Annotated in this window: 12 protein-coding genes; 10 read left to right on the top strand and 2 right to left on the bottom strand. The window is 71.7% G+C overall.

The window, feature by feature from the left end; all coding sequences use genetic code 11:
• Nucleotides 1–82: 82 nt before the first annotated feature.
• Both murJ and ACPYN4_RS13850 read right to left on the bottom strand, forming a co-directional pair.
• Nucleotides 83–1690: a murein biosynthesis integral membrane protein MurJ gene (gene murJ / locus ACPYN4_RS13855; RefSeq protein WP_424446684.1), complete on the bottom strand. Its 1608-nt coding sequence runs from the start codon at nucleotides 1688–1690 to the stop codon at nucleotides 83–85.
• The gene (locus ACPYN4_RS13850; protein WP_424446683.1) at nucleotides 1683–3917 is read right to left on the bottom strand and encodes a DUF6049 family protein; all 2235 of its coding nucleotides are present in this window, start codon (nucleotides 3915–3917) and stop codon (nucleotides 1683–1685) included. Before ACPYN4_RS13850 ends, murJ begins: the two co-directional genes overlap by 8 nt.
• Nucleotides 3918–4029: 112 nt before the next feature.
• On the opposite strand from ACPYN4_RS13850, the gene ACPYN4_RS13845 reads away from it, so the two are divergent.
• From ACPYN4_RS13845 to ACPYN4_RS13800, 10 genes are all read left to right on the top strand, one after another.
• Nucleotides 4030–5619: a DUF7059 domain-containing protein gene (locus tag ACPYN4_RS13845; protein WP_424446707.1), complete on the top strand. Its 1590-nt coding sequence runs from the start codon at nucleotides 4030–4032 to the stop codon at nucleotides 5617–5619.
• A 27-nt stretch (nucleotides 5620–5646) separates the two neighbouring features.
• Nucleotides 5647–7089, top strand: coding sequence for a CCA tRNA nucleotidyltransferase (locus ACPYN4_RS13840; protein ID WP_424446682.1), 1443 nt, complete (start codon nucleotides 5647–5649; stop codon nucleotides 7087–7089).
• 43 nt (nucleotides 7090–7132) lie between these two features.
• Nucleotides 7133–8455, top strand: a complete 1323-nt coding sequence (locus ACPYN4_RS13835; protein ID WP_424446681.1) for a GAF domain-containing protein — start codon at nucleotides 7133–7135, stop codon at nucleotides 8453–8455.
• A gap of 121 nt (nucleotides 8456–8576) precedes the next feature.
• Entirely contained in the window at nucleotides 8577–10712 is a 2136-nt protein-coding gene (malQ, locus tag ACPYN4_RS13830) for a 4-alpha-glucanotransferase (RefSeq protein WP_424446680.1), read from the top strand.
• Between the two features lie 139 nt (nucleotides 10713–10851).
• Nucleotides 10852–12399 carry an acetaldehyde dehydrogenase ExaC gene (exaC, locus tag ACPYN4_RS13825; RefSeq protein ID WP_424446678.1) on the top strand — a complete coding sequence of 516 codons (1548 nt, stop codon included), beginning with the start codon at nucleotides 10852–10854 and terminating at the stop codon, nucleotides 12397–12399.
• 40 nt (nucleotides 12400–12439) lie between these two features.
• On the top strand, nucleotides 12440–12832 hold the full coding sequence (locus tag ACPYN4_RS13820) for a DUF779 domain-containing protein (protein ID WP_239279656.1): 393 nt from the start codon (nucleotides 12440–12442) through the stop codon (nucleotides 12830–12832).
• A gap of 133 nt (nucleotides 12833–12965) precedes the next feature.
• Complete coding sequence (locus tag ACPYN4_RS13815; protein ID WP_424446677.1) at nucleotides 12966–14600, top strand: ABC transporter substrate-binding protein; 1635 nt, start codon at nucleotides 12966–12968, stop codon at nucleotides 14598–14600.
• A 110-nt stretch (nucleotides 14601–14710) separates the two neighbouring features.
• A complete protein-coding gene (locus ACPYN4_RS13810) occupies nucleotides 14711–15790 on the top strand; it encodes an ABC transporter permease (protein WP_076688253.1) in 1080 nt (359 codons plus the stop codon).
• Nucleotide 15791: 1 nt separating this feature from the next.
• Entirely contained in the window at nucleotides 15792–16784 is a 993-nt protein-coding gene (locus tag ACPYN4_RS13805) for an ABC transporter permease (RefSeq protein ID WP_076688254.1), read from the top strand.
• Nucleotides 16784–18448 (top strand): ABC transporter ATP-binding protein, encoded by a 1665-nt coding sequence (locus ACPYN4_RS13800; RefSeq protein WP_287271718.1) that lies wholly within the window; start codon nucleotides 16784–16786, stop codon nucleotides 18446–18448. The genes ACPYN4_RS13805 and ACPYN4_RS13800 overlap by 1 nt, the downstream gene beginning before the upstream one ends.
• The last annotated feature ends 209 nt before the right edge of the window (nucleotides 18449–18657 follow it).

Below are 18657 nucleotides of genomic sequence, written 5' to 3'. Positions count from 1 at the left end.
CGCGATGGATCGAGCGGCGCCTCAGCGCGTTCAACCCATGATAGCCGCGGCGCATTCCGCGACCGGGCGGCGCGAGGGGGTGTCAGCGACGCAGGATGCGGCGCACCGCGCCCGTGGCGATCTTCACCTCGTGAGCGCGCAGCAGCGCCAGCGCGCCGACGTACACGACGAGAGATGTCCCGCCGACGAGCACGGCGCCGACGAACCCGCCGATGCGGCCGTCCGAGGTCCATCCCGAGGCGGCGCCGGTGAGAAGGAACACCCCGAATCCCGCGATGAAGGCCGGCACGGCGGCGACCGCGAACCGGGCGAGCGCGCGCCAGGTCGGCGCGAAGCTGATCGGGCCGGTGTGGCGGCGCAGCAGCCGCAGCGCGACCGGCAGCTGCACGAACATCGACAGCGACTGCGCCAGGGCGACGGATGCCGACAGGAACGCCAGCGGCAGAAGCTCCGCCTGTGCGGCGACGAAGGCCAGGCCCGCCCCGCCGGCCGCGAGCACGCACTGGACCACGCTGAACTGGAACGGGGTGCGTGTGTCGTGGAAGGCGAAGAACGCGCGGCGGATGATCACGAGGATGCCGAACGGGACGAGCGCGACGAGGAACGCGCACACGTTGAGCGCGAGCAGCGACGCGCCGTCGCGCTCGCCCGTGAAGAACACCGACACCGGGACGGATGCCGCCGCCAGCGCCGCGGTGAAGCCGAAGGCGAAGACGCTCAACGCCCGGATGGACTCGTCGAGGTTGCCCTGCACGAGGTCGCTGCGTCCCTCCGCGACCTGCTCGGCCAGCTGCGTGAAGTAGGTCGTCGAGATCGACATGGCGACGATCGAGTGGGGGAGCATGAAGATGAGCCACGCCGTGAGGAAGACCGCGAAGCCGCTCTCGGTCGCGAACGAGATGGTCCTCTGCTGCACGAGGCCGGCGCCCTGACCGACGACGACGGTGAGGAAGGTCCAGAACCCCAGCTTGCCGAGATGACGCAGGCCCATGCCGCGCCACGCGAAGTCGGCGCGGACGCTGAGGCCCGTCCGCCGCCAGAAGAAGGCGAGCACGAACGCCTGCAGCGCGATGCCCAGGGTCGCCGTGCCGCCGAGGACGGCGATCCTCGCGGCATCCCACTGATCGACGTCCTTCAGCGGGCCGCCGAACATCGCGAGGAACACGAGGAACCCGACGATCGACACGAGGTTGTTGACGGTCGGCGCCCAGCTGTAGGGCCCGAACACGCGACGGGCGTTCAGCACCTCGCCGACGAGCGCGTAGAGCCCGTAGAACAGCAGCTGCGGCAGACACCAGTACGCGAGGGCGAGGGTGAGCGCCCGCTGTTGCGGGGTGTATCCGGGCGTGTAGATCCAGATGAGGGCGGGCGCGAGCGCAAGGACGATGACGGTCACGGCGACCATGAGCACCGTGCCGAGCGTGAGGAGCTTGGAGACGTAGCCGCTGCCGCCGTCACGGTGTCGCGCGGCGCCGACGATCTGCGGCACGATGATGCCGGTGATGACGCCCGCCGCGACCAGTTCGTAGATGTTCGTCGGCAGCGCGTTGGCGGTCGCGAATGCGTCCGCCACCTTGCTGCCGGTGAGGCCGACGACGGAGATCAGCACCATCGAGCGGACGAGTCCGGTGAGGCGGGACACGAGCGTGCCCGCCCCGATGATGGCGCTCGCGCGGGCGTGGCTAGCCATCGGCATCCGTCCCCTCTGGCTCCTGCGTCCGCTCGGGCTCCGGCGTCCGCTCGGCCGCGGCCCGACGCCGGAGGCGCAGCACGGTGCGCACGACGCCGGCGACGAGCATCGCCGCGATGAGCGTCACCATGACGACGATCCCGACCGACTCCCACTCGGCGCGGACGGCGACGGCGACGGGCACCGACGGACCGATCGCGATCATCGTGGGACTGCGCAGCTGCAGCGTGAGCGTGGACTCGCCGCTGCCAACCCGCGCCTCGACCGGCACCTTCACGCGCGTGTTCTGCGCGGCGCCGGCCTCGATGGGCGTCGAGTTCTGAACGCGCAGTCGCGGGTCGCCCGGCGTCGTGATGAGCACGAGCGACACCGGCCAGGCCAGGTCGTTGCGCACCGTGAACGTCAGCGGTGCGGCGGTCGCGAGCAGCGTGATGTCGCTGACCGGCACGATGCCCACGGCGTCGAGCGTCGTCGCCGTCGCGGCCTGGTGCTGCGTCACGGCGTCGGCGAACGCGACCGGCGCCTCGCGCCACGCGTTGCCGAGCAGCTGCAGCACGGTGGCGCGCTCCGGCGCCGTCAGCACGGTCGGATCGGCGAGGATCGTCGCGAACGACGCCAGGTCGCCCTCGCCCTGCAGGAAGTCGGTCAGCGCGGCGACACGGTCGGCGTCGGGCTCGGCGTCCGCCGCGAGCGTCACGGCGGCGGGGGTGCCCGACATGAGTGTGTCGAGGTCGACCGCGGTGCGCCCGGCGAGGGAGGATGCCGCCGTCAGCGCGGTGCGCAGCGCGTCGCCCGTGCGCGTCGCGGCGCGATCGACGGTGACGAGGAGCGGTGCGGTGCGGTCCGTTCCGGACGTGGCGAGGTGGGCGTAGGCGGATGCCGCGGCCAGTGCCGCCGCCTGCGTCACCGACCCCGGCGCCGCCGAGGCCTCGTGCAGGGCCGCGGAGATCTCCGCGTCGTACACCAGCACGCCCGCGCCGTCGCTCTGCGCCCACGCCGCGGTGGCGCTGCCGGCGCCCGCGGCGCCGGAGACCTCGTCGGAGGGGACCAGGGTGACGGCGGCGACCTCGTCGACGCCGCGATCGCGCAGCGCCGCGACCACGCCGGAGCCGGCAGTGCCGGTGGCCGGCCAGTACACCGCGGAGCGGGCCTCGCCGATGTCGAGCAGCGCGGCCAGCGTCGGCAGGGTCCCGGGCTCGGGCGCCGGGGTGGGCGTCGCCGCCGGCGGTGTGGCCGGGGTGGGCGTGGCCAGCGCGGTGAAATCGTCCGCCGACATGTACGGCGCGAGCGTGGGCACCGTCAGCGGCGCGCCGACGCCGGCGGCGATCTGGGTGGCGAGGTCGGCGTCGCCGAACTGCAGCGCGAACCGCGAGTTCGGCAGCGCGAGCAGGTCGGCGAGCCACTGCTGTGCAGCGGCGGGCGCCGAGCTGCCGAGCACGCGGATGGCGGCAAGGATCGCGGGATCGACCGCGAGGATCGCCGCGGCCCCGGTCACCGCATCCAGCTGGTCCCGCAGCGCACCGCCGGGTGCCGTCAGCTCGGCGAGCTGGTCGGCGGTGAGCAGTCCCGCCGTCAGGGCGGGGGCGGTGATGGGGACGATGACGCCGATCGGACCGGAGGGGTCCGCCGCGGCATCCGGCACCACGATGACGCCGGCCGCGACGGCGGGATCCGATCCGGTGGCGTACGTCGCGGCGAGCGGGTACACGCCCGGAGCCAGTCCGGTCAGACCCGCGGCGGCGGGGTCGACCGTCACCGTCAGGGTCCGGCTCGCGTGCGCGGCGATGCCGGGGACGGCCTCGCGCGCGATCTCGACATCCGCCGCCGGGGCGCCCAGGGCACCCTCACTCGACGGATCGGCGAGCCAGCTCTTCACGGCCGCGTCGGTGGTCAGCGCGGTGCGGGACACCGCGACGACGACGTCCGCCGCCGTGGCGGCCGAATCCGCGGAGTTCGTGACGGTCACCGTCACCGTCAGCGGCTCGGCCGTGACGACGCCGTTCCCGCCTGCCGCGACGGCGATCTGCAGCGCGTCGGAGGATGCCTCCGACGCCGCCGGGACGACGGCCGCCGCCGGGACGGCCGCCGGCACCGCCGCGAACACCAGCGCCGCCGCGGTCACGAGCGCGGCGAGGCCCGCCCGCAGACGCGGGAGCGGTCGACGCACCGCGCGGCGACGGGGGCCTCGCAACCCACGGGGCGCGGCGGCAGGCGAGATCAAGGTCATGACGGGAATCGGCTCCTGTGCGATCCCTGACCGCACGATCAGGTGCGATTCTAGGGTGAGCGCCCTGTGCGGGCCCGGTGAATGGCCGAAGACTGCAGGAAGATGGGATGCCGTGGATGCCGATTTCGCCTTCGACCGAGGCCCCGACGCCGCGCTCATCGCCGACCTGAGTGCCGATCTCGGCGACGCCGGCTACACCGCCGACGCCGTGCGGGACGCGTGGGGGCCGCTGGCCGACACCGCGGTGGGCCACGGTCTGCACGGCCCGGCGCTGACCGCCCTCGCCGGACGCACCGACGCCGCGGCGACGCTCGCGCGGCTGCTCTTCCTCGGGGTCGGCACCGCGCGCGACGCCGTCGATGCGGCGCTGCCGCGGGTGGGTGCCGCGGGCCTCGAGCGCCTGGCGCTCGCGCGCATCGACGGCGACGAGGTGGTGCCGCAGGCCCTCCTTCGCCCGCAGGACTACGGGGGAACCGGCGACGCCGGCGACACCGGCGATACCGGTGAGTGGTGGATCGCGAGTGACCTCGACGAGGCGGCCCTCGGCGGACCTCTTCCCACCGGTCACGTGCTGGGGGTCGGCGGCGCCTCCCTCACCCTCGCGGGGCTGCAGCTGACGACACCGGTGGAGCGCGTGCTGGACGTCGGCACCGGGTGCGGCATCCAGGCGCTGCGGGCGCGGCGCGCCGCGGCATCCGTCGTCGCGACCGACGTCTCCGAGCGGGCGCTCGCCTTCACCCGACTGAACGCCGTGCTGAACGGCGTCGACGGCATCCAGACCCGGCACGGGAGCCTGTTCGAGCCCGTCGCCGGCGAGAGGTTCGACCGCGTCGTCTCCAACCCGCCGTTCGTCATCACGCCGCGCGTCGCGGGCGTGCCGGAATACGAGTACCGCGACGCCGGGTTCGCCGGCGACGATCTCGTCGCGGCGTTCGTGTCGGGCGTCGGTGCCGTCCTCGCTCCCGGCGGCACCGCCCAGCTGCTCGGCAACTGGGAGTACCGCGCGGGGGCCGACGGCCTGGACCGGGTGCGGGAGTGGGTCGCGGCGTCTCAGGTGCCGCTGGAGGCGTGGGTCATCGAGCGCGAGCAGCTCGACCCGCTCGCCTACGCGGAACTGTGGGTGCGCGACGGCGGCACCGCGCCGGGCACACGAGGGACACCGGGCACACGAGGGACACCGGGCACATCCGGCTACGCCGACCTCGTCGGTGCGTGGCTCGCCGACTTCGCCGCGCGCGGCGTCACCGGGATCGGATTCGGGTACCTGCTGCTGCGCCGCCCGGCATCCGGCGCCCCGCGCCTGGCGCGGTACGAGCGCATCACGCAGCCGCTCGGCGACGGGCTCGGGGTGCACCTGGGCGACGCCCTCGCGGCCTTCGATGCGCTCGCGGCCCTCGACGACGACGCGCTCGCCGCGACCCGCCCCGTGGTCGCCGCCGACGTCACCGAGGCCCGGCACCACCTGCCGGGTGCCGAAGCCCCGAGCGTCATCGAGCTGCGGCAGGGCGGCGGGCTCGCCCGCACGCTCGAGGTCGACCCGGCGCTCGCCGCGCTCGTGGGCGCATCGGACGGCGAACTGACTGCGGGTCAGCTGATCGACGCGATCGCGGACCTGCTCGAGGTGGATGCCGCGGCCCTCCGCGCCGACCTGCTGCCGCGCGTGCGGGAGCTCGTGTTCACCGGGTTCCTGCGCCTCGCCTGACGACATCGCCTCGGTAGGCTGGAGGCCATGCTCAACATGGCCGAGGGACTGGACCGCCTGGGGGCGCTCGCGACCTCGCCCATCATGGCGCGCCTCGGTGCGGCGTTCGCCGAGGCCGGTTTCGAGCTCGCCGTCGTCGGGGGCCCGGTGCGCGATGCGCTGCTCGGTCGGACCACGAACGACCTCGACCTGACGACGAACGCGCGGCCCGACGACATCCTGCGGATCGTGAAGCCGCTCGCGACCGCGACGTGGGACATCGGCCGCGCCTTCGGCACGATCGGGGCCAAGATCCCCGGTCCCGCCGGCACCTCCGAGCAGGTCGAGATCACGACGTACCGGGCCGACAGCTACGACGGCGTCACCCGCAAGCCGACCGTCGCGTTCGGCGACCGCCTCGAGGACGACCTCACGCGGCGCGACTTCACGGTCGGTGCGATGGCGCTGCGCCTTCCGGTGCCCGCGCTCGTGGACCCCACCGGTGGCGTGGAGGACCTCGTCGCCGGCATCCTGCGCACCCCCGGGGACCCCGACGTCAGCTTCGGCGACGATCCGCTCCGGATGCTGCGGGCCGCCCGCTTCGCGAGCCAGCTCGGCTTCACGGTCGCCGCCGACACCCTCGACGCGATCGCGCGGCTGCGCGCCACGATCGGGATCGTGAGCCCCGAGCGCGTGCAGGCCGAACTCGTGAAGCTCCTCGCGACCGACGATCCGGTGCCCGGCATCCGCATCCTCGTCGACGCCGGCCTCATGGCCGAGTTCCTGCCCGAGGTGCCGGCGCTGCGGCTCGAGGTCGACGAGCACCATCACCACAAGGACGTGTACGAGCACTCCCTGACGGTGCTGCAGCAGGCGATCGATCTGGAGCACGAGCGTCACCCCGGTGCCGCGCCGGATGTGACGCTGCGCCTGGCCGCGCTGCTGCACGACATCGGCAAGCCCGCGACCCGCAAGCTCGAGCCCGGCGGCGGGGTCAGCTTCCACCACCACGACGTCAAGGGCGCGCGGCTGGCCCGCAAGCGCCTGCAGGCGCTGCGGTTCGATTCCGACACGATCGCCGCCGTCACCCAGCTCATCGAGCAGCACCTGCGGTTCTTCGGGTACGCCGAGGGGGCGTGGACCGACGCGGCGGTGCGCCGGTACGTGCGGGATGCCGGCGATCAGCTGGAGCGGCTGCACATCCTCACCCGCGCCGACGTCACGACCCGCAACGCCAAGAAGGCGGCGCGGCTGCGGCGCGCGTACGACGACATCGAGCGGCGCATCGCCGAACTGGCCGCACAGGAGGAGCTCGACAGCATCCGCCCGGAGATCGACGGCAACCGGATTCAGGAGATCCTCGGGATCGCGCCCGGCCGGGAGGTCGGCGAGGCGTACCGGTTCCTGCTGGATCTGCGCCTCGACGAGGGCGTCATCGGACCGGATGCCGCCGAGCAGCGCCTGCGTGCCTGGTGGAGCGCCCGCGGCTGAACCTAGACTGAGCGCACTCCCGTCATCGTCGAACGGAGTCGCCGTGCCGTCGTCGTGGTCCGCGCACCGTGAGGTCTCTGCGGAGACCTCACGCCTGCTGATCGAGCGCGCGCACGAAGAGCTCGTCGGCGGCAACGCCGATGATCCCCGGCTGCAGCACATCCGCCCGCTCGTGCAGGATTCGTGGCGCCGGTCGCTCGCGAGCCTCGTGGGCGCCGAGGCGCTGCCGCCGCTGGAACTCACCGAGGCGGAGTTGGAGGCCTACCGCAGCGCCCACCCGCTGGCCGGCGCGATGGACATGATCCGCGCGCTGCTGCTCCCCGAGTCGGATGCCGGGGTTGTCGTCGCGGTCGGCGACGCCGCCGGGCGCCTGCTGTGGGTCGAGGGCGACCGCGGCATCCGCCGGCTCACCAGCGACATGGGCTTCGTCGCGGGCGCGAACTGGTCGGAGCAGGCGGTGGGAACCTCCGCCCCCGGGACGGCGCTGACGCTCGATCGCTCGGTGCAGATCCACGGCGCGGAGCACTTCAACCGGCTCGTCGCGCCCTGGTCGTGCACGGCGGCGCCGGTCCACGATCCTGAGACGCGCCGGGTGCTGGGCGTCATCGACGTGACCGGCGGTGCCGAGGCGGCGACGCCGCAGGCGCAGCTGCTGGTCGACGCCACGGCCCGGGCGGTGGAGGGCGAGCTGCTCGTCGCGCGGCTGCGGGCCCGGGCCGCGGCGCCGGTGCGGTCGCGGGCGCGCGCCGCGGCATCCGTCCCCGCGAACGCGTCGGCGACGCTGCGGGTACTCGGTCGTGACCGGGGGATGCTCGAGGTCTCCGGGGCCGGCGGCGAGGCGGTCGCCGAGCTGTCGGCCCGGCACGCCGAGATCCTCCTCATGCTGGCGGTGCACCGGCAGGGCCTGTCGGCCGAGCGTCTCTCCGAGCTCGTTTACGGGCCGGATGCCGGCGAGGGGACGCTCCGGCCCGAGATGGTGCGGCTGCGGAAGGTTCTGGAGCGCCGCGCGCCGCAGCTGGTGCCGGCGTCGCGGCCCTACCGGCTGCCCGCCGCGCTCGACACCGACGCGCACCAGGTGCTCTCCCTGCTGGGCCGCGGCGCCCACCGCGTCGCGCTCGCCGCGTACCGCGGCCGCGTCCTCCCGGACTCGACGGCGCCGGGGGTGGAGGAGTTCCGCGACTCGGTGCGGATCGCGCTGCGCGAAGCCCTGCTGGCCGAAGCCTCCGTCGACGTGCTGCTCGCCTACGCCGACACCGACGACGGCGCGGACGACGCGGATGTCCTGCGCCTCGCCCTCGAGATGCTTCCGGCTCGCTCGCCGCGGCGCGCCGGGCTCGTCACCCGCCTGGAGCGCCTCGCCGGCTGATGCGCCCGCGACGAGACGGCGCATCTGCGACGAGACGGCACCCGTCGCGCCCCGTCTCGTCGCGAATCTTCCGTCTCGCCGCGGGCAACCTGGCAGGATGGGCCGTGACGGAGGGATCCTGATGACCGATGACCTGCCCACGCCGGACCTCGTCCGCCTCGCCGAGTCGCACGGCATCGCGACGGAATACTGGTCGTTCTTCGGGGATCGGGTGAGTGTCCCGGCATCCACTCTCCGCGCGATCCTGCAGGCCTGCGGCGTCGATGCGACGACGGATGCCGCGGTCACGGCGGCCCTGCGCGACGCCGACGACCGGCCGTGGCGCGACCTGCTGCCGCCGTCGTTCGTGTCGCGCCCCGGCGCGCGCGCCCTGCCCGTGCACGTCGCGGACGGGTACGACGTGGTGGTCACGGCGGTCCTCGAGGACGGCACGACCCGCCCCCTCCCCGTGCCCGATCAGCAGCCGACGGCGCGCGACGTCGACGGGCAGCGACGCTGGCGGGTCGAGGTGCCGATCCCGGCCGACCTCCCGCTCGGCTGGCACTCCGTGCACGCGTACGAGCGGTCGATCGGCGGAGGCGAGACCGGCCGCGCGGCATCCGCGCCGCTCGTGATCACCCCGGAGCGGATGCCGGCACCGCCGACCCGGCCCGGCCGCAGCCGCGGCTGGGGACTCATGGCGCAGCTGTACTCGGTGCGCTCGCGGGCCTCGTGGGGCATGGGCGACTTCGCCGACCTCGCCGACCTCGCCGCGATCGCCGGCTCCCGCGGGGCGGACTTCCTGCTGATCAACCCGATCCACGCCGCCGAGGTCACCCCTCCCATCGAGCCCTCGCCGTACCTGCCTGCTACACGCCGGTTCCTCGCGCCGCTGTACGTGCGCCCCGAGGACATCCGCGAGGCGTCGTACCTGGACGCCACCGGGCGCGCCGCCGTCGACGCCGCGCGCGGTCCGGTCGCCGCGAGCGACACCGATGCCGCGCACATCGACCGTGACGCCGTCTGGGCCGCCAAGCTCCGCGCGCTGGAGACGATCTTCGCCGTGCCGCTCTCACCCGGCCGCGCCGCCGAGCTCGCCGCGTTCACCGCGCGCGAGGGCCAGCCGCTGCAGGATTTCGCGCTGTGGTGCGCACTCGAGGAGCACTACGCCGGCGCGCCGCGCCCGGACGAAGCGTGGGACATCGACTCGCCGCTCGTCGCCGATCTGCGTGGGCGGCTGGCGCCGCGGGTCCGGTTCCACGTGTGGCTGCAGTGGATCGCCGACCAGCAGGTCGAGGACGCGCAGGCGGCGGCGAAGGCTTCCGGCATGGCGATCGGCATCATGCACGACCTCGCCGTCGGTGTGCACCAGAGGGGCTCCGACGCCTGGTCGCTGCGACGCATGTACGCGCCCGGCATGGCCGTCGGCGCGCCGCCGGACATGTACAACCAGCAGGGGCAGACGTGGAACCAGCCGCCGTGGCTGCCTCGCGCGCTCGCCGAGGCCGGATACGCACCCCTGCGCGACATGATCCGGACGCTCCTGCGCCACGCCGGAGCGCTGCGCATCGACCACGTCATCGGGCTGTTCCGGCTGTGGTGGATCCCCGAGGGCCTGAGTCCCGCTGCGGGCACGTACGTGCGCTACGACCACGAGGCGATGATCGGCGTGCTCATGCTCGAGGCGCACCGCGCCGGGGCGGTGCTCATCGGCGAGGACCTCGGCAACGTCGAGCCGTGGGTGCGCGACTACCTCTCGGCACGCGGCATCCTCGGCACGAGCGTGCTGTGGTTCGAGCGCGAGGGTGAGGGCTTCCGTCCGCCCGAGCACTACCGGGCGTCGCTGCTCGCGACCGTCAACACCCACGACCTGCCGCCGACGGCGGGCTACCTCGCCGACGAGCACGTCGCGCTGCGCGCGCGGCTGGGGCTGCTGACCCGGCCCGTCGAGCAGGAGCTGGCCGAGGCGGATGCCGAGCGCGCCGCCATGCTGGCGCTGCTGCGCGAGCGGGGGCTGCTGTCGGAGGACGCCGGTGAGCAGGAGATCATCGAGGCGCTGAACGTGCTGATCACGGCATCCCCCTCGCAGCTGCTCGGGGTGGCCCTCGTGGACGCCGTGGGCGAGCGCCGCACGCAGAACCAGCCGGGCACCGATAAGGAGTACCCGAACTGGCAGATCCCGCTCGCGGGCCCCGACGGCCGTGGCGTGCTGCTCGACGACCTCGCCGCGAACCCCCGGTTCCGCTCCCTCACCGCCGCCGTCGACGCCCAGGTGTAGCCCGCCCCACCGCGCTCCCGCCGCGCTCCCGCCACACCCCCGCCCCGCGTGCAACGGAATGCAACGTGGCGGGGCGTAGCTTCGGCGGCATCCGAACGCGGCAACGGATGCCGCGAGTTCATGCGTCGAAGGAGACAACATGACCATCGTCGAAGAGGGCGTCTCGAGCGTCTACGCCGCACCCGGCCAGCGGGGCGCGGTCGCCCACTACCGTCCCCGCTACGGCCACTACATCGGCGGCGAGTTCGTCGAGCCCGTCAAGGGGCAGTACTTCGAGAACATCACCCCCGTCACCGGCAAGCCGTTCTGCGAGGTGGGCCGCGGCACGAGTGAGGACATCGACCGCGCCGTCGACGTCGCATGGAAGGCGTTCGAGTCGTGGAAGCGGACGACCCCCGCCGACCGCGCCAACATCCTCAACAAGATCGCCGACCGCATGGAACAGAACCTCGAGAAGATCGCGGTCGCCGAGACGTGGGAGAACGGCAAGCCCATCCGCGAGACACTCGCCGCCGACATCCCACTCGCGATCGACCACTTCCGCTACTTCGCGGGCGTGCTGCGTGCGCAGGAGGGCACGCTCAGCCAGATCGACGAGGACACCGTCGCGTACCACTTCCACGAGCCGCTGGGCGTCGTCGGGCAGATCATCCCGTGGAACTTCCCGATCCTCATGGCCACGTGGAAGCTCGCACCGGCGCTCGCCGCCGGCAACTGCGTCGTGCTGAAGCCCGCCGAGCAGACCCCGGCGTCCATCCTGTTCCTGTTCGAGATCATCGGCGACCTGCTGCCGGCGGGGGTCGTGAACATCGTCAACGGCTTCGGCATCGAGGCGGGGGCGCCGCTCGCGCAGCACAAGCGCATCCGCAAGGTCGCCTTCACGGGTGAGACGACGACGGGCCGGCTGATCATGCAGTACGCGTCGCAGAACCTCATCCCCGTGACGCTCGAGCTCGGTGGCAAGAGCGCCAACATCTTCTTCGAGGATGTGGCGCGACAGAAGGATGCCTATTACGACAAGGCCCTGGAGGGCTTCACCTTCTTCGCGCTGAACCAGGGCGAGGTCTGCACCTGCCCGTCGCGGGCTCTCATCCAGCGCTCGATCTACGACCAGTTCCTCGGCGACGGGCTGGAGCGCGTCGGCAAGATCATCCAGGGAAACCCCCTCGATCCCGCCACCATGATCGGTGCCCAGGCCTCGAACGACCAGCTCGAGAAGATCCTCAGCTACATCGAGATCGGCAAGGCCGAGGGTGCGAAGCTGCTCGCCGGCGGGGAGCGGGTGGACCTCGGCGGCGAGCTCAGCGGTGGCTACTACGTGGCGCCGACGGTGTTCGAGGGGCAGAACTCGATGCGCATCTTCCAGGAGGAGATCTTCGGTCCGGTCGTCTCGGTGACGAGCTTCGACGGCTTCGACGACGCCATCCACACCGCCAACGACACGCTCTACGGTCTGGGCGCAGGCGTGTGGAGCCGATCGGCCGACACGATGTACCGGGCCGGGCGCAGCATCGAGGCGGGTCGCGTGTGGACGAACACCTACCACCAGTACCCGGCGCACGCCGCGTTCGGCGGGTACAAGCAGTCGGGAATCGGTCGCGAGAACCACCTGAAGATGCTCGACCACTACCAGCAGACGAAGAACCTGCTCGTGTCCTACGCCGAAGGCGCGATGGGCTTCTTCTGAGCGTGTCGAAGACGGTTCCTGAGCTTGTCGAAGGACTGAGATGACCTCCCCCACCAGCAGGGTCGCCGTGACGGATGCCGCGGCGGCCCTGCTGCGCCAGTTGACGGCGCAGCACGGAAAGCTCATGTTCCATCAGTCCGGCGGATGCTGCGACGGGAGCGCCCCGATGTGCTTCCCCGTCGGAATGTTCCTCACCGGCCCGTCGGACGTGCACCTCGGCGAACTCGAGGTGGGCCTGGACGACCCCATCCACGTGTGGATCTCGGAGGCCCAGTTCGAGTACTGGAAGTACACCCACCTCACCATCGACGTCGTGCCGGGGCGCGGCGCGGGGTTCAGTGTGGAATCCCCGACCGGCAACCGCTTCATCATCCGGTCGCGGATGCTCGATGACGCCGAACTGGAGGCGTTCGGCCTGCGCCCGGGGATCTGACCGGGGCCTCCCCGGTTTCGTTCTCGTTACAAAAACCGGGATCAGGTGTCAATCCGCTGAAGCCGGGTGAAAGATGGCTAACCGGGCCCCGCCTTCCCGACGGGGCCGGCATTCACACAGCAGAGGTAACTCCATGGCACTGCATTCCACTCCCCGGGGCCGCGTCGGCCTCGCGGTCGCCGCGTTCGGCGCGTCGGCCCTTCTCCTGGCCGGCTGCGCCGGCGGATCGACCGGCGGCTCCACCGACGGCGCCGCGTCGGGCGACCCCATCGTCGTCGGCACCACCGACAAGGTCACCACCCTCGACCCGGCCGGCTCGTACGACAACGGCTCGCTCGCGGTCCAGACCCAGGTCTTCCCGTACCTGGTCAACACCGACTACAACTCCACCGAGGTCGTCCCCGACCTCGCCGAGTCGGCCGAGTTCACCTCGCCGACGGAGTACACGGTGACCCTTCCCGAGGGCCTGAAGTGGTCCAACGGCCACGACCTCACCAGCTCGGACGTGAAGTTCTCGTTCGACCGCACCATCAAGATCGCCGACCCGAACGGCGCGTCGAGCCTGCTCTACAACCTCGACAGCGTGGAGACCCCCGACGACACCACCGTCGTCTTCAAGCTCAAGACGGCCAACGACCAGGTCTTCCCCTTCATCCTGACCTCCTTCCCCGGCGCCATCGTCGACGAAGAGGTCTTCTCGGCCGACGCCGTCACGCCCGACCAGGAGATCGTGGATGCCGATGCGTTCGGCGGCCCGTACTCGATCACCTCGTGGGACTTCAACAAGACCGTCGAGTTCACGCCCAACAAGAACTACAAGGGTCTGCTGGACGCCCCGGTCAACTCCGGTGTCATCCTCAGCTACTTCGCCGAATCGTCGAACCTGAAGCTCGCCGTGCAGGAGGGCGACGTCGACGTGGCGTACCGCAGCCTCTCGGCCACCGATGTGGACGACCTCAGCGGCAACGACAAGGTGAAGGTCGTCGACGGCCCCGGCGGCGAGATCCGCTACATCGTCTTCAACTTCAACACCCAGCCGTACGGCGCGACCACCGCCGACGCCGACGCCGCCAAGGCGCTCGCCGTCCGTCAGGCCGTGGCCGACCTCGTCGACCGCGAGACCATCTCGACGCAGGTCTACAAGGGCACCTACACCCCGCTGTACTCCTACGTTCCCGAGGGCTTCACGGGAGCGACCGAGGCGCTGAAGGACCTGTACGGCGACGGTGACGGCGGCCCCGACGCGGCCAAGGCCAAGGCGACCCTCGAGGCCGCCGGTGTCACCGTTCCCGTCGAGCTGAACCTGCAGTACAGCCCCGACCACTACGGTCCCTCCTCCGGTGACGAGTACGCGCTGGTCAAGCAGCAGCTCGAGAAGGACGGCCTGTTCACGGTCAACCTGCAGTCGACCGAGTGGGTGCAGTACGCCAAGGACCGCACCGCCGACGTGTACCCGGCCTACCAGCTCGGCTGGTTCCCGGACTACTCCGACGCCGACAACTACCTGACGCCGTTCTTCCTGAAGGACAACTTCCTCGGCAACCACTACGACAACCCCGAGGTGAACGACCTGATCCTGAAGCAGGCGGTGGAGCCGGATGCTGCCACGCGCACGGCGGACATCGAGAAGATCCAGGACCTCGTCGCGCACGACCTGTCGACGGTTCCGCTGCTGCAGGGTGCCCAGGTCGCGGTGACCGGCGCTGACGTCTCCGGCGTCACCCTCGACGCGTCGTTCAAGCTGCGCTTCGCACCCATCACCAAGTAATCGCGGCTCACGGCGTTTCGTCTTCACGTTTCGACTCGCTTCGCTCGCTCAACGACCGGCTGGGGGAACCTCCCCCGCCGGTCGTTGAGCGCCGTTTAAGGTAGACATCCATGACGACCGACGTCGCAGACCCGCCCGCAGCGCTGCAGGTGCCGCGAACCCGAGGCGGTGGCTCCACGCTGGGCCGCTACATCCTGATCCGGTTCCTCCTGATCTTCCCCACCGTGCTGATCCTCGTGACGCTCGTGTTCTTCCTGATCCGCCTCACCGGCGATCCGATCACGGCGGCCCTCGGCGGCCGGCTCCCGGCCGACCAGCTCGCCGAGCGCATCCACGAGGCCGGCTACGATCGGCCCATCTGGATCCAGTACATCGAGTACCTCGGCCAGGTGTTCACCCTCAACTTCGGCACGACCCTCACCGATAACCAGCCGGTCGTGCAGGTGATCGCCACCTACGGCACCGCGACGCTCGAGCTCGTGGTCTACGCGCTCGTGGTCGCCTTCATCGTCGGCATCCCGCTGGGACTGGTCGCGGCGGCGCTGCGCGATCGCTGGCCCGACGCTCTGCTGCGCGTGAGCGCGATCCTCTTCTACGCCACCCCGGTGTTCTTCGCCGGTATGGTCGCCAAGCTCGTCTTCGGGGTCTGGCTCGGCTGGCTGCCCATCTCGGGGCGCGCGAACGTGCGCACGGAGCTCGCCATCGGGCGTGACGGCGGCACCGGCATCTACCTCATCGACGCGATCGCGACGGGAAACCCCGCCTACGTGCAGGACGTGCTGCTGCACGCCGTGCTCCCGGCGCTCACGCTCGGCCTGCTGACGGCCGGCATCTTCCTGCGTCTCGTGCGGACGAACGTCATCGGCACCTACAACATGCCCTACATCGACGCCGCCCGCTCCCGCGGCGTCGGCGAGGGGCGCCTGGTCCGCACCCACGCCTACCGCCCGGCGCTCATCCCGATCATCACCGTCATCGGCCTGCAGATCGCGCTCATGCTCGGTGGCGCGGTGCTGACCGAGACGACCTTCGAGTGGAAGGGCCTCGGCTTCCAGCTGGCCGCCTACCTGTCCGCGCGCGACTTCGTCGCGGTCCAGGGCATCGTCGCGATGATCGCGATCATCGTCGCGCTCACCAACTTCGTCGTCGACATCCTCGCGGCGTTCATCGACCCGCGAGTGAGGTACTGACATGGCGAAGCGTCGCGTCCTCGACCGCCTTCCCGTCGTCCACCAGCTGCGCCAGAGCGTCGGCCTGCAGCGGGGGATGCTGGTGGCCGGCCTCGTGCTCACTGCGATCTTCCTGCTGTGCGCGCTGCTCGCGCCGTGGATCGCGCCCTACAGCTACAGTCAGCTCTCCGGACCCGACGGCAACTTCGGTGCGCAGCAGCCGCCGAGCTCCGCTCACCTTCTGGGAACCACGGTCGGCGGGTACGACGTGCTGTCCCGCGTCATCTGGGGTGCCCAGACCGCGCTGTACGTCGTCATCGTCGCGATCGTGCTGTCGGTGTTCATCGGCATCCTGCTGGGGCTCGTGTCGGGCTACCTCGGCGGGTGGGTCGACCGCGTGCTCGTCGTCATCGCCGACGCGATCTACGCCTTCCCGACGCTGCTGCTCGCGATCGTCGTGGCGATCGCGATCTCGCGCGGTCAGTCGGACCTGCGGTCCGGGATCATCGCGGCCGCGGCATCCATCACCGTCGTGTTCATCCCGCAGTACTTCCGGGTGGTCCGCGCCGAAGTGATCCGGGTGAAGTCCGAGGCGTTCGTCGAATCGGCGAAGGTGATCGGGGCCTCCACACCGCGCATCATGTTCCGCCACGTGCTGCGCAACTCCACGCGCACGCTGCCGCTGATCGTCACGCTCAACGCCTCGGAGGCGATCGCGACGCTCGCCGCCCTCGGCTTCCTCGGGTTCGGCATCGAGCCGACCGCGGCGGCCGAGTGGGGGTACGACCTCAACAAGGCGCTCAGCGACGTCGCCGCCGGGATCTGGTGGACCTCCATCCCGCCCGGCATCGCGATCGTCCTGACGATCCTCGGCATCACCCTCATCGGCGAGAGCCTGAACGACCTCGCCGATCCGCGCCTGCGCGCCCGTCGCCGGGCGAAGGCGCAGACGCCGGCCGATGCGGTCGCGGCCCGCCAGCCGACCGCGCAGGAGTTCATGGGAGAGGTGCAGTGATGACGACGGCATCCACCGACCGCCTGGCTGTCGACATCCGGCACCTCGACGTCACGTTCGCGACCGACGGGGGCGACGTTCACGCCGTGCGCGGCGTCTCGCTCGACGTCCGCCCGGGCGAGGTGCTCGCCATCGTCGGCGAGTCCGGCAGCGGCAAGACGGTCACGGCGCGCACGATCCTGGGGCTGCTGCCCGAGACGGCGCTCACGCAGGGAGCCGTCGTGCTCGACGGCATCGACGTCGTCGGCCTCGACCGCGATGCGCTGCGGCGCGTGCGCGGCGAGAAGGCCGCCATGATCTTCCAGGAGCCCTCGACAGCGCTGAACCCGGTGTTCACCGTCGGCTGGCAGCTCATCGAGGGTCTGCGCGCCCACGGGAAGTACTCGAAGGCGGAGGCGAAGGCGCGCGCCGTGGACATGCTGCGCCGCGTCGGCATCCCCGACCCGGAACGCCGCGTCGACGACTACCCGCACCAGTTCTCCGGCGGCCAGAAGCAGCGCATCGTCATCGCGATGGCGCTCGCGCTGAACCCGACCGTCATCATCGCCGACGAGCCGACGACCGCGCTCGACGTGACCGTGCAGGCGGAGATCCTCGACCTGCTGCGGCGCCTGCGCGACGAGGACGGCACCGCGATCGTCCTCATCACGCACAACATGGGCGTCGTGGCCGATCTCGCCGATCGCGTGGCGGTCATGCTGAACGGCGAGGTCGTCGAGACGGCACCGGCGGAAGAGCTCTTCGCCGCCCCCCGCCACGAGTACACCCAGCGCCTGCTCGCCGCGGTCCCGCGGCTGGAGATCGTCGATCGCCGACTGCCGGAGTCCGCGGCATCCGCGGCGCCCCTCGTCGTCGCCGACGAGCTCGTCATCGAGTATCCGGGACGCCTCGGGCGGCCGACCTTCCGCGCCGTCGACGCGGTGAGCTTCACGATCTCCCCCGGCGAGGTGGTGGGCCTCGTCGGCGAGAGCGGATCGGGCAAGACGACGATCGGTCGCGCGATCGCGGGGCTCACGCCGGTCAGCGGCGGGTCGCTGCAGGTGCTGGGCGCGGAGATGCTCGGGATCACCGAGCGCCGATTCCGCCCGCGGCGCAAGGATCTGGGGTTCGTCTTCCAGGACCCCGCGACGAGCTTCAACCCGCTGCTGACGATCGCGCAGAACGTCGCCGAGCCGCTCATCGTCCACGGCGGCGCCCGCAACGCCGCCGACGCCCGGCCCAAGGTCGACGAGCTGCTCGAGGCGGTGCAGCTGCCGGCCGCGTTCGGCGACCGCTTCCCGCACGAGCTGTCCGGGGGTCAGCGGCAGCGGGCCTCGCTCGCGCGCGGGCTGGCGCTGGACCCCAAGCTGCTGATCGCCGACGAGCCGACGAGCGCCCTGGACGTCTCGGTGCAGGCCCGCGTGCTCGAGCTGTTCGGGCAGCTGCAGGAGCGGTTCGGGTTCGCGACGCTGTTCATCACGCACGACCTCGCCGTCGTCGACATGCTGGCGCACACCGTCGTCGTGCTGCAGGGCGGCCGGATCGCCGAGACCGGCCCGACCGCGAAGGTGCTGGGCGACCCGCAGAACGCCTATACCCGCAAGCTCATCGCCTCGCTGCCGGTGCCCGATCCCGCCCTGCAGGCGGAGCGCCGCGCGGCGTGGAAGTCGAGTCATATCATCTGAGCATGACGACCCCGCCGCCCGCGCCGCGTGACGATGTCCCCACGTATGCGGGTGAGCGCGTCAAGGCCTTCGCCGATGCGGTCGTGGCGATCGCGATGACGCTGCTCATCCTGCCGCTGATGGAGTCGATCGCCGACGTCGCGGCATCCGACCTCTCGGCCGCGCAGCTTTTGTTCGCCCGGATGCTGGGGTCAGGGAGTCACGCCGCT

This window comes from Microbacterium sp. CH-015, assembly GCF_049707015.1.
In the GTDB taxonomy this organism is placed as follows: Bacteria; Actinomycetota; Actinomycetes; order Actinomycetales; family Microbacteriaceae; genus Microbacterium; species Microbacterium aurum.
Note: the sequence above shows the minus strand (reverse complement) of the source record. Positions and strands in the feature narration are given on the sequence as shown.

Bases quoted from the DNA above. Each gene is read 5' to 3' on its own strand.
- murJ (WP_424446684.1), bottom strand. From the start codon at position 1,690: ATGGCTAGCCACGCCCGCGCGAGCGCCATCATCGGGGCGGGCACGCTC.
- ACPYN4_RS13850 (WP_424446683.1), bottom strand. From the start codon at position 3,917: ATGACCTTGATCTCGCCTGCCGCCGCGCCCCGTGGGTTGCGAGGCCCC.
- ACPYN4_RS13840 (WP_424446682.1), top strand. From the start codon at position 5,647: ATGCTCAACATGGCCGAGGGACTGGACCGCCTGGGGGCGCTCGCGACC.
- malQ (WP_424446680.1), top strand. From the start codon at position 8,577: ATGACCGATGACCTGCCCACGCCGGACCTCGTCCGCCTCGCCGAGTCG.
- exaC (WP_424446678.1), top strand. From the start codon at position 10,852: ATGACCATCGTCGAAGAGGGCGTCTCGAGCGTCTACGCCGCACCCGGC.
- ACPYN4_RS13820 (WP_239279656.1), top strand. From the start codon at position 12,440: ATGACCTCCCCCACCAGCAGGGTCGCCGTGACGGATGCCGCGGCGGCC.
- ACPYN4_RS13815 (WP_424446677.1), top strand. From the start codon at position 12,966: ATGGCACTGCATTCCACTCCCCGGGGCCGCGTCGGCCTCGCGGTCGCC.
- ACPYN4_RS13810 (WP_076688253.1), top strand. From the start codon at position 14,711: ATGACGACCGACGTCGCAGACCCGCCCGCAGCGCTGCAGGTGCCGCGA.
- ACPYN4_RS13805 (WP_076688254.1), top strand. From the start codon at position 15,792: ATGGCGAAGCGTCGCGTCCTCGACCGCCTTCCCGTCGTCCACCAGCTG.
- ACPYN4_RS13800 (WP_287271718.1), top strand. From the start codon at position 16,784: ATGACGACGGCATCCACCGACCGCCTGGCTGTCGACATCCGGCACCTC.